We start from the raw sequence: 12,314 nt of genomic DNA, 5'->3' as shown, positions 1-12,314 counted from the left end.
GCGCCGTCCCTGCCTCTGCGCCGCTCACCGGAGCATCCGGCCTTCAGGCTGCCTCCGCCCACGGCACCCCGACCGTCGCCTCCCGCTGCCGCAGCCGAGCCTCGCCGGCGGCGATGTAGTCGCGGGTGATCGGGACCACGTCGTTGCGGCGCGCGAGCTGGATCTGAAAGACCACGACGTCCTCGTAGCGGAACGCCGCCTCGCAGCTGGCCAGGTACCAGTCCCACATCCGGCAGAAGCGCTCGCCGTAGAGGTCGCGGGCCTCCTCCCGTCGCGCGTCGAAGCGCACCCGCCACGCCGCGAGGGTACGGGCGTAGTGCAGCCGCAGCACCTCCACATCCGCCACCATCAGGCCGGAGCCCTCGATGGCGGGCATGATCTGCGAGAGCGTCGGCAGGTGGCCGCCCGGGAAGATGTAGCGGGTGATCCAGGCATTGGTCGGATAGGGTTCGCCCGTGCGGCCGATCGTGGACAGGAGCATCACGCCGTCCTCCGTGAGGCGCTCGCGGGCGAGGCGGAAGAAGGTCGGGTAATCCGCCGGCCCGACATGCTCGAACATGCCGACCGAGACGACCCGGTCGAACCGGCCGGCCGTGCGGCGGAAATCCTCCAGGGCGAAGTGCACGCGCCCCGCCAGGCTCCGCGCCTCGGCCTGGGCCCGCGCCCGGGCGAGCTGCCCCTCCGAGAGCGTGATCCCCCGCACCGCCTCGCAGCCGGCGACGCCCGCGAGGTACAGCGCGAGCCCGCCCCAGCCGCAGCCGATGTCGAGGACCCGCTGTCCCGGACCCGCCATCAGCTTCGCCGCGATGTGGCGCACCTTCGCCCGCTGCGCCGCGTCGAGATCGTCGGCGTCCGATTCGAAATACGCGCAGGAATACTGCCAGGCCGGATCGAGGAAGAGCGCGTACAGGCGCGAGTCGAACTCGTAGTGGTGGGCGACGTTGCGGCGCGCCCGGCGGGGCGTGTTGCGGGCCACCCGCCGCGCGAGCCGGCGCAGAGCCGCCATGGCGGTGACGGAGGGCAGGCGCAGCTCGCCGCGACTGCGCGCGAGGAGAAGGTGCATCAGATCGGGAAACGCGCCCTCGTCCAGCGTCACCCCGCCGTCGACCACGAGTTCGCCGAAACGCAGCTCGGGATCGAGGAGCAGCGCCCGGGCCGCGCCGGGATCGTGCAGCCGCAGGGTGACGCGGGGCCCGCCGCCATCCCCGGCCTCGTATCGGCGCCCATCGGTGCCCACCACGACCAGCCGCCCGGCGAGCGGCAGCGCCCTCACCACGCGACCGAAGATCCGTTCCATCAGCGCAGTCATCGGAACCACACCGGATGTCCGTCCGGCCCCGCTCGAGCGAAGGCGACGTCGCGGCCGGGATTGCTGCTCCCTCCTCGATCAAACGCCGTTCAGGCCCGGCCGGTCCCCCGTCGCGCTTGCATCGAGCCGAACGCCGTTAGGCCCGCCGAGCATCGGGTCCGAAGGCCCCGTGCACGATCCCGAAATTCTCGGCGTCGCCGAGGAGACGGCGGGCGGACATGATCAGTTGCAGTTCCTGGCGGCAGCTCCGCTGCCGGCGCGCCTGCGTCTCCAGCTGGCGCAGGCGCTCCACCATCCGCTGCTTGGCGGGCCGCACCTCGGTTCGTGAGTCGAGGATGAGCCCCTCGATCTCCGCCACGGTTCTCGGATCCAAAAGCTCAGCCTGTCTCAACATCGTGCGGTCACCATGCTCACGTGACGACAGGCCAAATGTAGCCCTGCCGGATCGGCGGTGCTTCAACTCAGGTTAACCGCGATCGCCCCACAAGAAACGGGCGAATCGCCGTGTCATGGGTTCGATGAAGCTTGCGTGACACACACGATGATCGAGAGCGCTGCACGGGGTGACCGCGCGTCCGCACGGCAAGCGACGCCGCGTCGGGCGGGCGCATCCGCTTCCCGTCATGAGGGACGCACGGGCGAGGCACGGCGCCGGAGGCCCGGCGGCCGCGGCGCCAGGTAGGCGCGGCGCTCGACCTCGGCGCGCTTGGCCGCGGCGCGCACCCGCATCAGATCCTTGCGGCTGACGAGACCGACAAGGGCGCCCGTCCCCGGGTCGGTCACCGGGATCCGGCCCTGATCGGCCGCCAGCATCGCGTCGAGGGCGCGGCCGGCCACGTCGTCCGGATGCACGACGGCGAGGGAGGCGTCGGACACGCGCTCCTCCAAGGGGCCGTCGGCCTCCTCGGCCTCGCGCGCCCAGCGCAGCACGTCGGCCTGGGTGACGATCCCGATCGGGCGGCGGGCGGCGTCGAGGACCGGGTAGGCGTCGTGCCCGCCGGCCGCGACCGCCGCCGCGGCGGCCGTCACCGGAAGATCGGCCGCGAGGACGTCGACCTCCCGCACCATGATCTCGCTGACGCGGGTGAGTTCGAACGGATCGACGCCGTATTCGCGGGTGATGTGCTGGCCGCGCCGGGCGATCTTCTCGGTCAGGATCGACCGGCGCATCATCAGAACGGTGACCGCGTAGGCGGTGACGGTCGCGGCGATGAGCGGCGCCAGCGCCTGCACGGCGCCGGTGAGTTCCACCGCGAAGAGCGCGCCCGTGAGGGGCGCCCGCATGGTGCCGCCGAGCATCGCCGCCATGCCCAGCAGCGCCCAGAAGCCCGGCTCGCCGGGCAGGCCGAGACCGTGGCCGAGAAGCCAGCCCATGGCGCCGCCGAGGATCAGCAGCGGGGCGAGCACACCGCCCGAGGTGCCCGAGGCCAGGGCGACGAGCCAGATCGCCGCCTTCACGGCGAGCAGGATCAGCACGGTTCGCGAGAGGAGCGCGCCGCCGAGGAGATCCGCGATCACGTCGTAGCCGACACCGAGCGCCCGCGGCGCGATCAGGCCGCCCGCCCCGACGACGAGGCCTCCGAGGGCCGGCCACCACATCCAGTGGATCGGCAGATGTTCGAACGCGTCCTCCAGCGCGTAGAGGAGCCGGGTGAGCAGGCCCGAGAGCAGGCCGGCCGCGAGGCCGAGCCCCGCGCAGACGAGGAGGCCCAGGCCGGGCAGCGCCGGGACGGACGCGAAGGGGAAGAGCGGCCCCTCGCCGAACAGGACGGGGCGCCAAGCGGTGGCGACCATGGCGGCCACGGCGACCGGGATGAAGCTGCGCGGGCGCCACTCGAAGAGCAGGAGTTCGACGGCGAGCAGCACCGCGGCCACCGGCGTGCCGAAGATCGCCGTCATGCCGGCGGCGGCGCCCGAAACCAGCAGCGTCTTGCGCTCGGCGGCGCTCAGGTGGAAGAGTTGCGCGAACAGCGACCCGATCGCCCCGCCGGTCATGATGATCGGCCCCTCGGCGCCGAAGGGGCCGCCGCTGCCGATCGAGATCGCCGAGGAGAGCGGTTTCAGCACCGCGACCTTGGCGGACATCCGGCTGCCGCCGATCAGGATCGCCTCGATCGCCTCCGGGATGCCGTGGCCACGGATCTTCTCCGAGCCGAACCGCGCCATCAGGCCGATCGCGAGGCCGCCCAGCGCCGGCGCCAGTACCATCCAGGCCCCGCGCGGTGCCTCCCCGAGGGCGACCGGGGCGTCCGAGAACCGCCCGAACCAGAACAGGTTCGTGACCAGCGCGATCAGCTTGACGAGCCCGAGGGCCGCGATGGCCCCGCCCGTGCCGACGACCAGCGCCATGCCGACGAGAATCAGGACGCGCGGACCGGCGCTGAAATCGGCGGGCGGGCGCCGCGCGGCGACGGCCACCGATCCCCCTGCCCCCTTCGCGCCCGCGTGCTCCTGCGCCATGATCGTCTCCCGGTTCGTGGTCCGGGACATATATCGTACTCCGATACAATTCCAGGGTCGGAGCTGAGGAGAAGTGCGCCGTGACCGAACTGCCGATCCCGCCGGAGGGGTTGTCCCGCGCGCAGTACGCCGCCCTGGCGGCCTTCCGGTTCCGGCTCCGGCAGTTCCTGGCCTTCAGCGAGGCGGCGGCGCTGGCGGCGGGCCTGCCGCCGCAGCAGCATCAGGCCCTCCTCGCGGTGGCCGGGCACGCGGGGCCGGAGGCGCCGCATGTGGGGCTGGTGGCCGAGCAGCTCCTGATCGCACCCCACAGCGCGGCCGAACTGGTGGCCCGGATGGTGGAGGCCGATCTGCTCGCGAAGACGCGGGGCCGGGAGGACCGGCGGCGGATGGAACTCGCCCTGACGCCACGGGCGGAGGCGCTGCTCGCCCGGCTCAGCGCCGCCCACCTGGAGGAGCTGCGCACCCTGGAGCCGGCGCTGATCCGGGCGCTCGGGCGGCTGACGCGGGAGGGGGGTGGGGCCGGGTAGCGGCGGACCCCGGCCGCGCGTGCGAAGCACGGGTGCCGAGGCGGGCCGGGACGACGTCCTGCTGCGCCTGCTCAGCAGGCCAACTTCGCCCGCGGAACCGTCCGGGCAGATCCCGCCCTTGATAGGAGCCGGTTCGCGGGGCGGTCACACGTCGTCCGGTTTCACACCAACCTCTTCCCCACTTGTCCAGGCGCATGCAGCGACAGCGGAATGCGACCCGGAAACCAGTGCAAGACTCCGCGAAGCGTCCGATTGTCAACAACGTGTCTGAAAAACGGAGCCGCTGCGCGGCAGAGTCTTGCGCTGGTTTCCGGGTCGCATTCCGCTGTCGCTGCAGTCGTCCGGAAAAGGGAGAGCTTGAAATCGACCGCGCGAAATCCTGGTTTCATCAGCCAGTGTCCGCTACGCCGGTCACAATCCATACGATACGCAGTTGATTGGTGCGCAATGCGGAGATCACGTTCGCCCAGGCGGGCGGAGCAACGCTCCGCCGCGCGGGATCGGTGAGACCGGGTTCGCTTTGATCGAGCGGAACCCGTCTCACTCCGCCGGATAGGCCACCCCCTGCGGCATCAGGCGGGCCGGCCGAGCGCTCACGGTGCGCACGTGGGTCGCGTAGAGGGTCAGACCGGTGAAGGTGAGTCCGCCGATCAGGTTGCCCAGCACCGTCGGGATCTCGTTCCAGATGAAGTAGTCGGCGATCGAGAACTTGCCGCCGAGCATCAGACCCGACGGGAACAGGAACATGTTCACCACCGAATGCTCGAAGGTCATGAAGAAGAACAGCATGATCGGCATCCACATGGCGATCACCTTGCCCGGGACCGTCGTGGAGACCATGGCGCCGACGACGCCGGTCGAGACCATCCAGTTGCAGAGCATGCCGCGGATGAACAGGGTGAGCATGCCGGCGGCCCCGTGGGCCGCGTAGCCGACCGTGCGCGACTCGCCGATGGCGCCGATCTTCTGCCCCACCGGATCGGGGGGCGTGGTGAAGCCGAAGGTGAAGATGATCGCCATCATCACCGCCACGGTCAGCGCGCCCGCGAAGTTGCCGAGGAACACGAGGCCCCAGTTGCGCAGCACGCCGCCCAGCGTCACGCCCGGGCGGCGGTCGATCAGGGCGAGGGGCGACAGCACGAAGACGCCGGTCAGGAGGTCGTAGCCCAGGAGGTAGAGCATGCAGAACCCGACCGGAAACAGGATCGCGCCGACGAGGGGCGAACCGGTCTGCACCGTGACCGAGACCGCGAAGGCCGCCGCGAGCGCCAGCAGGGCGCCCGCCATGTAGGCGCGGATCAGCGTGTCGCGGGTGGCCATCAGCACCTTGGCCTGACCGGCATCCACCATCTTGGTGACGAATTCGGACGGGGCGAGATAAGCCATCGTGTCTCCTGGGACGGACAGCAGCGGGCGGGCGGACAGTTCCGCCGGCACTTCACGCTGCGAGTAATTGGTGAGATCATGGTAACGACATGATCCGCCTCGTCCAGAGACAAATTGTGGGCAATTCGTGATCTATCGGTGAGCAGGGCTGACGAAGGGATTCGCAGCAGCGGCGGCTTCCCGTTGCGAAGCTCAGCCCTCCCGGTGCTTGGCTTGGCTGAGCAGCAGGTTCATGACGAGGGCCGTCCAGCCGGTCTGGTGCGAGGCGCCGAGGCCGCGGCCGGTGTCGCCGTCGAAGAACTCGTGGAAGAGGAGCGGCTCGTCCGCGCCCGCGGGCGGCATCGCGCGGCCCCCGAGCGCCGGGCGGCGGCCCTCCGCGTCCTTCGTGAACAGCGCGATCAGCCGGTCCTCCAGGGCGTCCGCGATGGCGCGCAGGGGCCGCATGGCGCCCGAGCCGGTCGGGTACTCGACCAGGAAATCGTCGCCGTAATAGGCGTGGAAGCGGCGCAGCGACTCGATGATCAGGTAGTTCACCGGCATCCAGACCGGTCCGCGCCAGTTCGAGTTCCCGCCGAACATCCCCGAGGTCGAATCGGCCGGATCGTAGCGGACCGTGAAGGAGGCCCCGAAGGCGTCGAGGGCGTAGGGCTTCTCCGCATGAACCTTGGAGAGCGAGCGCACCCCGAAGGGAGAGAGGAACTCGCTCTCGTCGAGCATGCGCCGCAGCAGCGCCTTCATGCGGTGGCCGCGCAGCAGCGAGAGGAGCTTGCGGTCGCCGACGCCGCCCTCGGTCCAGCGCGAGACCAGGCGCGCGAGGTCCGGGCGGTTCTCCAGCACCCAGTTCAGGCGCCGGGCGAAGTCCGGCAGGCGCTGGAGCATGCGCGGCTCGATCACCTCGACGGCGAAGAGCGGCACCAGCCCGACCATCGAGCGCACCCGCAGCGGGATCATGCCGCCGTCCGGCATGTCGACCTCGTCGTAGTAGAACTGGTCCTCCTCGTCCCAGAGGCCGAAGCCCTCGCCGCCCATGTCGGTCATCGCCTCGGCGATGAGCAGGAAATGCTCGAAGAACTTCGAGGCGGTGCTCTCGTAGACGTCGTTGTGGAGCGCCAGTTCGAGGGCGATCCGCATCATGGCGAGAGCGTACATCGCCATCCAGGCGGTGCCGTCGGCCTGGTGGACGATGCCGAAGCCCGGGGGCGGCCGCGAGCGGTCGAACACCCCGACATTGTCGAGGCCCAGGAAGCCGCCCTGGAAGACGTTGCGGCCGGTGGCGTCCTTGCGGTTCACCCACCAGGTGAAGTTGATGAGAAGCTTGTGGAAGACCCCTTCCAGGAAGGCGAGGTCGCCCCGCCCTCCCCTGCGCTCCCGGTCGATCTCGAAGACCCGGAAGGTCGCCCAGGCGTGGACCGGCGGGTTGGCATCCCCGAACTCCCACTCGTAGGCCGGGAGCTGCCCGTTCGGGTGCATGTACCACTCGCGGGTGAGGAGCAGCAGCTGGCTCTTGGCGAAGCTCGGATCGAGATGGGCGAGCGGGAGGCAGTGGAAGGCGAGGTCCCAGGCCGCGAACCAGGGATATTCCCAGGTGTCGGGCATCGAGAGCACGTCGGCGGCCGCCACGTGGCGCCAGGCGGCGTTGCGCCCGGCGAGGCGCTCGCGGGGCGGCTCGGGCTGGAGCGGGTCGCCGCGCAGCCAGCGCCGGATGTCGAAGCGGTAGAGCTGCTTCGACCAGATCAGCCCGGCCGCGGCCTGCCGGAAGATCGCCTGCCGGTCGGGATCGTCGATCCCGTCCTGGAGATCCTCGTAGAAGGCGTCCGCCTCCGCGCGGCGCTGCTCGACCACCCGGTCGGCGAGGTCGACGGGGAGCGCGCGCGACCCGGAGGCGAGGCGCAGGCGCAGGCTGGCGGCCTCGCCGGGGCCGAGCCGGAGCCGGTAGTGAAGGCCGAGCCGCGTGCCGGCCTCGCCGCAGACGGCGTCGCGGCGGCCCTCGACCACCGCCTCGTTGATGCCGTCCTTGAACCGGCCGGGCGCGTCGGCGGGGCCGCCGTGCCGGCGCGGATTGGTCTCGTTCTCGCAGAACAGCAGGTCCGGGCTCCCCTCGGCCGCGAGGCGGTAGGGCCCCAGCCGCGGATGCGCGCAGGCGATCGTCCCGTCCGGCAGGGCCGAGAGGCGCGGGCGCTCCCGCTCCGCCCCCTCCTCCCAGGACCAGGTGTTGCGGAACCACAGGAGCGGCACGAGGTGAAGCGCGGCCGTCTCGGGACCCCGATTCACCGCCGTGATGCGCAGGTGGATGTCGTGAATGTCGGCCTTGGCGTACTCGACCGTGACGTCGAAGAAGCGGCCATCGTCGAAGGCGCCGGTCTCTTCGATCTCGTATTCGGGCCGGTCGCGCCCGCGCCGCCGGCTCTCGGCGAGGAGCGCCTCGTACGGGAAGGGGGCCTGCGGGTAGCGGTAGAGGACCTTCAGGTAGGCGTGGCTCGGGACCGCGTCGAGGTAGTGGTAGACCTCCTTGACGTCCTCGCCGTGGTTGCCCTCCTCGTTGGTGAGGCCGAACAGGCGCTCCTTGAGGATGCGGTCCCGCCCGTTCCAGAGGGCGACGGACAGGCAGAGCAGCCCGCGGTCGTCGCAGAGCCCGGCGATGCCGTCCTCGCCCCAGCGATAGGCGCGGGAGCGCGCGTCCTCGTGCGTGAAGGAGCGCCAGGCATTGCCGTCGCGGCTGTAATCCTCCCGCACGGTGCCCCATTGCCGCTCGCTCAGATAGGGGCCCCACAGGGACCACGCCCGCTCGCCCCGGCTCTGCTCGGCCACGCGCCGCCGCTCGGCCCAACGATCCACCCCGTCCACCGCACCCCTTCCGGCTGTCGCGCCGGGGGCAGCAATGCATATTCAGCGCCAGCTCGGCGGGAGGGGGTGGCGAGCGGAGTGAGCGCGGCCGGTCGACGTCATCTTCCGACGTGTGGTTCTCCTCTCCCGCCCGGCTCCGCCGGGCCCCCTTCCCCGCGAAGGGGATTGCCGCGTGCACGCAGCACAGGAAACCATGGTCCGTAGCGAAAGCATGATCGTTCCGATCGATCAGACATCGAGCGGATCCGTCATTGCTCAGCCGCACCCGCTGCGCGGTCGCTCGCAGGGCATCGCAAGGCTCAATCGACGCAGATCGAGGTAAAGAGCGGCCGATTTCATCCGATCAGGTGATAGTGGGCCACAGCATCAAATCCGGCTCATGGCAACAAACCCACCTCCTCATGCTGAGGTGCGACCGAAGGGAGCCTCTGGCGGGCCGCAGGCCCGCACGCACCCCAGAACAGCGGATCCAAGGCGCACTTCTCTTGGATAGACGGCCAGGGGTGCTTCGAGGCTGGCTCCGCCAGCACCTCAGCATGAGGAGTGTTGCGTTTTCCAGGGGTGTTCAGCTGATGAGCCGGACACAACGATGTGTCACACGGCAGCCCGCAACGGGGGGTTGCCCGGCGCGCTACCGCGCGGCCTGCCGATGCCGGCGCTCGATCCGGGCGTGCCGGCGCTGCCAGGCCGAGGCCGTGCGCATGCCGTGATGCCGCGCCCGACGCAGCTCGGCCCGGTCGGCGACCGTCCGCTGCTCGAAGCCCGGCCCCTGCACATCCTCGTAGACGCCGCGGCCCGTCCGGGCCCGGTAGGCGGCGCCCGCGTAGTCGCCGGGGGTCGGCGGCGTGCCGGGCTGCGAGTAGCTCGTCTCGGGCCGATAGGCCGGACCCCAGCCGATCTCGTCGTCCCCGGCCGGATCGCGGCCCGGGATCCCGGTGACGTATCCGACGCTCTGGGCCGCGGCCGGGGCGGCGACGCCCGCGAGGGCGATGAGGGCGGCGAGGAAAGGGGCGGGACGCAGCATCGGGGCTCCTGAGGCTCAGTAGGGCACGCTGCCGAGGACGTAGACATCCGGCCGCGGGCGGCGGTTGAGGGGACCCTCGCTCGTCGACTCCGCGTAGTAGCCGAAGCCGGTGGGCCCGAAGGCGGCGCCGTTCTGCACGGCGGCGACCGGCACCGCCCGGATCGCCACGGGCGGAAGGAGGCTTCGCGGCGCGAAGGGGTCGACCTGCAGCACCACGGGACCGCGCGCCGCCGCGCGGGCGTAGATGTCCTCCCGGAGAACCGGCTCAGGTCGCACGCGCAGCGTCAGGGGCGCCTGCGCCCCATTCTGGGCGAGCGCGGGACCGGCGAGGCCCGCGAGGGCGAGAACGAGCGAGGGGCGCAGCACCGGCCGGATCCTGGGCACGAGGAAGACCTCTTCCAACGCGCAGGATCCGGGATGCGGTTCCCGGAGGAGGGTGATGACCGGCGCGGTCAGCCCTTCGAGCGGACCACGACCTCGCGCTCGCGCAGCACCGGGTCGCAATCGGTCCAGAAGCCGTTCAGCACGGTCGGGCGGGAGCGGCAGCGATAGGCCTCGTCCGGGCTCGGCGCGGGGACGGGATCCCGGGCGACGATCGGGTTCGGCGCGCAGGCGGCCGGCGCGAGGGCCGCGAGCACGAGACCGACGATGGTCAGCGAAGGACGCATGGGGAACCCGGGCTTGGAGGGGACAGCGTGGCCGCAACCCTGCCGCCCCACCCCGGCCCGATCAAGGCGCGGCCGGAAGGGGGGCGGCCCGGGCGTGGCTTTCGCCGCGCCCTGTCACCCCCCGGCCACAACCGGGCCGCTCAGGCTGCCGCCCTCACACCGCCTTCTGCAGCGGCACGACGTTGTGCAGCGTGCGGTCCGCCCCGTCGAAGAAGCGGCGGATGTTGCGGGCGGCCTGCCGGATGCGCTGCTCGTTCTCCACGAGGGCGATGCGCACGAACTCGTCGCCGTGCTCGCCGAAGCCGATGCCGGGCGCCACCGCCACGTCCGCCTTCTCAACGAGGAGCTTCGAGAATTCGAGGCTGCCGAGCCCGCGGAACTTCTCCGGGATCGGCACCCAGGCGAACATCGAGGCCGACGGGACCGGAATCGTCCAGCCGCATTTCTGGAAGGAATCGACCAGCGCGTCGCGGCGGCGGCGATAGGTGGCGCGCATCTCGTGGATGCAGGCCTCCGGCCCGTTGAGGGCGGCGGTCGCCGCGACCTGGATCGGCGTGAAGGCGCCGTAATCGAGATAGGACTTCACCCGCGACAAAGCGGCGAGAAGGCGGTCGTTGCCCACCGCGAAACCCATCCGCCAGCCCGCCATCGAGAAGGTCTTCGAGAGCGAGGTGAACTCGACCGTGACGTCGATGGCGCCCGGCACCTGCAGCACCGAGGGCGGTGGGTTGGAATCGTCGAAATAGACCTCCGCGTAGGCGAGGTCCGAGAGCAGGATCAGGTCGTGCTTCTTGGCGAAGGCGACGAGGTCCCGGTAGAAGTCGAGGGAGGCGACGTAGGCGGTCGGGTTCGACGGGTAGCAGACCACCAGCGCCACGGGCTTGGGGATCGAGTGCTGCATCGCCCGCTCGGCCGCCGGGAAGAAGGCGGGCGTCGGCTCGGCCGGGACCGAGCGGATGACGCCGCCCGCCATCAGGAAGCCGAAGGCGTGGATCGGGTAGCTCGGATTGGGCACCAGCACCACGTCGCCCGGCGCGGTGATGGCCTGGGCCATGTTGGCGAAGCCCTCCTTCGAGCCCAGCGTCGCCACGACCTGGGTCTCGGGGTTGAGGGTGACGCCGAAGCGGCGCTGGTAGTAGCCGGCCTGGGCCCGGCGCAGGCCCGCGATCCCCTTCGAGGCCGAGTAGCGGTCGGTGCGCGGCTTGCCGACGGTCTCGACGAGCTTCTCGATCACGTGGCGGGGCGCGTCGAGATCCGGGTTGCCCATCCCGAGATCGATGATGTCGGCGCCGTTGGCGCGGGCGGTGGCCTTGATCCGGTTGACCTGCTCGAACACGTAAGGCGGCAGTCGCTTGATGCGGTGAAAGTCGGTCATCGGCCGGATCCTGATCGGCGCCGCCTCCCCGGGGCGCCCGTCGCGTGGCAGCATCTCCGCCGCTGCGGGGCTGCGCCGGAGCCGTCCTGCTTAACCCCGATCGCGTCGAAGCGGAACCGGGCATCTCGCCGACGTCGCCGATCGACCCCGCGGCGGTTCGGCCGGCGACGCGGGGTCGCTTTGCGCCAGATCAATGCGCGCTCGGTCCGGCCGCGCGATGATGGCGCGCCGTCGGTCTCGGTTGCCACCTGGCCCTCGGCATGCATTGGGAGGTCGTGAACGGAGGGGCCGTGATGGCGGAGCGATCGGGCGATCTCGACCGGTGCCGCATCCTCGTGGCCGAGGACGAGTATCTCCTCGCGGACGACCTCGCGCAGGTTCTGGCCCGGGCGGGCGCGGAGGTGATCGGCCCGGTCGGCACCGGCCGGGAGGCGCTGGCGCTCCTCGCCGCGCGGACCGTCGACGCGGCGATCCTCGATATCGGGCTGCGGGAGGCGGACGGCTTCGCGATCGCCGACCTCCTCAGCCTGCGGCGGATCCCCTTCGTGTTCGCGACGGGGTACAGCCGGCTCGCCCTGCCGGACGCCTACCGGTCCGCGCCGGTCTTCGAGAAGCCGGTCGACTACCGCGGTCTCGTCGCGCACCTGTCGGACCTGACGCGCGGAACCGGCCGGTCGCGTGCGCTCTGCCAAGGTGCGGAGGGATGAGCGCGGGGCGGGGC

Annotated in this window: 11 protein-coding genes; 2 read left to right on the top strand and 9 right to left on the bottom strand. The window is 71.2% G+C overall.

The features are described from left to right. Window positions 1-43 precede the first annotated feature (43 nt). From ACW9J6_RS16650 to ACW9J6_RS16640, 3 genes are all read right to left on the bottom strand, one after another. The gene (locus ACW9J6_RS16650) at window positions 44-1,297 is read right to left on the bottom strand and encodes a class I SAM-dependent methyltransferase (protein ID WP_457117603.1); all 1,254 of its coding nucleotides are present in this window, start codon (window positions 1,295-1,297) and stop codon (window positions 44-46) included. Window positions 1,298-1,445: 148 nt separating this feature from the next. Further along, a complete protein-coding gene (locus tag ACW9J6_RS16645) occupies window positions 1,446-1,667 on the bottom strand; it encodes a hypothetical protein (protein ID WP_457117602.1) in 222 nt (73 codons plus the stop codon). 263 nt (window positions 1,668-1,930) lie between these two features. Further along, window positions 1,931-3,769 carry a chloride channel protein gene (locus ACW9J6_RS16640; RefSeq protein ID WP_457117766.1) on the bottom strand — a complete coding sequence of 613 codons (1,839 nt, stop codon included), beginning with the start codon at window positions 3,767-3,769 and terminating at the stop codon, window positions 1,931-1,933. Between the two features lie 80 nt (window positions 3,770-3,849). On the opposite strand from ACW9J6_RS16640, the gene ACW9J6_RS16635 reads away from it, so the two are divergent. Further along, on the top strand, window positions 3,850-4,296 hold the full coding sequence (locus tag ACW9J6_RS16635; RefSeq protein WP_457117601.1) for a MarR family winged helix-turn-helix transcriptional regulator: 447 nt from the start codon (window positions 3,850-3,852) through the stop codon (window positions 4,294-4,296). A gap of 540 nt (window positions 4,297-4,836) precedes the next feature. On the opposite strand, the gene ACW9J6_RS16630 is transcribed toward ACW9J6_RS16635, so the two are convergent. The 6 genes from ACW9J6_RS16630 to ACW9J6_RS16605 all read right to left on the bottom strand — a co-directional run bounded on the left by ACW9J6_RS16630 (window position 4,837) and on the right by ACW9J6_RS16605 (window position 11,593). Continuing rightward, window positions 4,837-5,682 carry a formate/nitrite transporter family protein gene (locus ACW9J6_RS16630; protein ID WP_457117600.1) on the bottom strand — a complete coding sequence of 282 codons (846 nt, stop codon included), beginning with the start codon at window positions 5,680-5,682 and terminating at the stop codon, window positions 4,837-4,839. 192 nt (window positions 5,683-5,874) lie between these two features. Continuing rightward, a complete protein-coding gene (locus tag ACW9J6_RS16625) occupies window positions 5,875-8,526 on the bottom strand; it encodes an MGH1-like glycoside hydrolase domain-containing protein (protein ID WP_457117599.1) in 2,652 nt (883 codons plus the stop codon). A 631-nt stretch (window positions 8,527-9,157) separates the two neighbouring features. Beyond that, complete coding sequence (locus tag ACW9J6_RS16620) at window positions 9,158-9,550, bottom strand: hypothetical protein (protein WP_457117598.1); 393 nt, start codon at window positions 9,548-9,550, stop codon at window positions 9,158-9,160. Between the two features lie 15 nt (window positions 9,551-9,565). Further along, a complete protein-coding gene (locus ACW9J6_RS16615) occupies window positions 9,566-9,952 on the bottom strand; it encodes a hypothetical protein (protein WP_457117597.1) in 387 nt (128 codons plus the stop codon). A gap of 50 nt (window positions 9,953-10,002) precedes the next feature. Next, window positions 10,003-10,218 carry a hypothetical protein gene (locus ACW9J6_RS16610; protein WP_457117596.1) on the bottom strand — a complete coding sequence of 72 codons (216 nt, stop codon included), beginning with the start codon at window positions 10,216-10,218 and terminating at the stop codon, window positions 10,003-10,005. 154 nt (window positions 10,219-10,372) lie between these two features. Beyond that, on the bottom strand, window positions 10,373-11,593 hold the full coding sequence (locus ACW9J6_RS16605) for an LL-diaminopimelate aminotransferase (protein WP_457117595.1): 1,221 nt from the start codon (window positions 11,591-11,593) through the stop codon (window positions 10,373-10,375). Window positions 11,594-11,886: 293 nt separating this feature from the next. On the opposite strand from ACW9J6_RS16605, the gene ACW9J6_RS16600 reads away from it, so the two are divergent. Beyond that, window positions 11,887-12,300, top strand: a complete 414-nt coding sequence (locus tag ACW9J6_RS16600; RefSeq protein ID WP_457117594.1) for a response regulator — start codon at window positions 11,887-11,889, stop codon at window positions 12,298-12,300. The last annotated feature ends 14 nt before the right edge of the window (window positions 12,301-12,314 follow it).

This window comes from Methylobacterium sp. JK268 (assembly GCF_054052225.1).
The sequence above is the reverse complement of the archived record's forward strand: the minus strand, read 5'-3'. Positions and strand labels throughout refer to the sequence as shown.

What these genes read in the sequence shown, in the direction of transcription:
- ACW9J6_RS16630 (WP_457117600.1), bottom strand. Translation starts at nt 5,682, where the DNA reads ATGGCTTATCTCGCCCCGTCCGAATTCGTCACCAAGATGGTGGATGCC.
- ACW9J6_RS16640 (WP_457117766.1), bottom strand. Translation starts at nt 3,769, where the DNA reads ATGGCGCAGGAGCACGCGGGCGCGAAGGGGGCAGGGGGATCGGTGGCC.
- ACW9J6_RS16650 (WP_457117603.1), bottom strand. Translation starts at nt 1,297, where the DNA reads ATGGAACGGATCTTCGGTCGCGTGGTGAGGGCGCTGCCGCTCGCCGGG.
- ACW9J6_RS16610 (WP_457117596.1), bottom strand. Translation starts at nt 10,218, where the DNA reads ATGCGTCCTTCGCTGACCATCGTCGGTCTCGTGCTCGCGGCCCTCGCG.
- ACW9J6_RS16605 (WP_457117595.1), bottom strand. Translation starts at nt 11,593, where the DNA reads ATGACCGACTTTCACCGCATCAAGCGACTGCCGCCTTACGTGTTCGAG.
- ACW9J6_RS16600 (WP_457117594.1), top strand. Translation starts at nt 11,887, where the DNA reads ATGGCGGAGCGATCGGGCGATCTCGACCGGTGCCGCATCCTCGTGGCC.
- ACW9J6_RS16620 (WP_457117598.1), bottom strand. Translation starts at nt 9,550, where the DNA reads ATGCTGCGTCCCGCCCCTTTCCTCGCCGCCCTCATCGCCCTCGCGGGC.